General features: G+C 37.0%; 3 protein-coding genes. All 3 read left to right on the forward strand.

Annotated features, from left to right (window positions below; genetic code table 11):
- The coding region (locus tag IGQ45_13650) for a transposase (GenBank protein MBF2058220.1) at window positions 1-123 on the forward strand (123 nt) is incomplete at its 5' end.
- Window positions 124-176: 53 nt separating this feature from the next.
- Complete coding sequence (locus tag IGQ45_13655) at window positions 177-806, forward strand: DUF4276 family protein (protein MBF2058221.1); 630 nt, start codon at window positions 177-179, stop codon at window positions 804-806.
- The gene (gene miaA, locus IGQ45_13660; GenBank protein MBF2058222.1) at window positions 803-1,702 is read left to right on the forward strand and encodes a tRNA (adenosine(37)-N6)-dimethylallyltransferase MiaA; all 900 of its coding nucleotides are present in this window, start codon (window positions 803-805) and stop codon (window positions 1,700-1,702) included. The genes IGQ45_13655 and miaA overlap by 4 nt, the downstream gene beginning before the upstream one ends.
- The last annotated feature ends 146 nt before the right edge of the window (window positions 1,703-1,848 follow it).

Here is a 1,848-nt window from a genome sequence, read left to right on the forward strand (position 1 = left end):
ACCGTAGGGCATACGGGAACATACGCTTGGGGAGATTTGCCCTCTTGGGCGATTGCCTATGGGCTGTCGTCTAACGGCGAGTCGGTGAACCAAGAATCCCCCACTATAACCCGTAGGGTTTAGTGGTGGGAGTGTCAACCCGATAACATTTATCTAAATGATTTAATATTAAGAAAGTGCATTTAGAATTTTTAGTAGAAGAAGCATCATTAGCTGTTACTTTAGAATATATTTTACCGAAAATATTAGCGAATTTTATTACTTTTAAGATACATGATTTTCGAGGGAAACAGGAACTACTCAGAAAATTACCTGATCGACTGAGAGGATATAAGCCTTGGCTTCCTAATGATTGGAAAATAGTTGTTTTAATTGATGAAGATAGACAAGATTGTAAAATTCTTAAACAACAATTAGAAGATATTGCTATGGAAGCTGGATTTTTTACTAAGACTAATCGAAAAATAGATCAAGATTTTCAAGTATTAAATAGAATCGTTATTGAGGAGTTAGAATCATGGTTTTTTGGAGATATAAATGCTATCTGTCAAGCCTATCCCAAAATTTCTCGCTACTTGAATCAGAAAAAATCTTTTCGAGAACCTGATAAAATGGAAGGAGGTACTTGGGAAGCCTTAGAACGAGTTTTAAAACAAGCTGGTTATCATCAAGGCGGATTGGAAAAATTTAAGGCAGCAAAGGCTATCTCCCCTTATCTTAATCCTCTTGTTAATAAGTCTAATAGTTTTCAAGTTTTTTATCTAAGTTTATTGGAAATGACCAAAGTATCTAGCAATCTGGGATGAAAAATTTACCGTTAATTGTCATTTGTGGTGCAACGGCTTCGGGAAAATCTGCCCTCGCTTTGGAAATTGCTCAAAAATTAAATACTATCATTATCAGTGCTGATTCTCGACAAGTATATCAAGATTTTAACATCGGTACGGCTAAACCTTCTCTTGCTGAACAGCAGTTAGTTCCTCATTATCTTATCGATATTTGTAACCCGACGGAAATTCTCACTCTGGCTGATTATCAAACACGGGGGAGGGCGCTGATTAATCCTGACGGTGACACTCCCGTTTTATTGGTGGGTGGCACGGGGTTATATATTAAATCTATCACCAAAGGGTTAAAAATCCCTAGGGTATCACCTCAACCGGAGTTAAGGCAATCTTTATTAACTTATAGTCAAAAAGAAAGATATGGTTTTTTAAGTGCAGTTGATCCTATGGCGGTTACTAAAATTCATCCTAATGATGAAACTAGAACTATTCGGGCGCTGGAGGTGTATTATGTCACAGGAAAACCCATTTCTGAGCAACAGGGAGAATCTCCCCCTCATTACCCTATTTTACAGATTGGGTTGACGGGCGCCCGTCACCACTTGCATGAGAGGATCGAAATCCGCACGAAACAAATGTTTCAACAGGGATTAATTGACGAAGTACAATATTTAATTGAGAAATATGGTGCTGATTTACCCTTACTCAATACTTTGGGTTATGCAGAAACCAAAGCATATTTAGGCAGAAAATTATCCTTACCAGAAGCAGAAGAATTAATTATTATTCACACTCGACAGTTTGCCAAACGTCAAGAGACTTGGTTTCGTGCTTATCCTGAAATTCACTGGTTTGATGTGGATAATCCTAATTTATACTCAGATGTTTGGCACTTGATTCAAGTTTTTCAGTCTTAATCGGATATTTCCCTTTTTAATCTGTGATCAACAATTATTGGCTTTGCATCATTGCGGGATGATGTGCAATTTTCTGATAGGTTGAAACAACTGTAATATTAAAGGCGATGACCTTTTTAAAATAAGTGACAATCTCTCATAAACTT

Source organism: Cyanobacterium sp. T60_A2020_053, from assembly GCA_015272165.1.
GTDB lineage: Bacteria > Cyanobacteriota > Cyanobacteriia > Cyanobacteriales > Cyanobacteriaceae > Cyanobacterium.

Excerpts from the sequence above, each read along its gene's own strand:
- miaA (MBF2058222.1), top strand. The coding sequence starts at position 803 with ATGAAAAATTTACCGTTAATTGTCATTTGTGGTGCAACGGCTTCGGGA.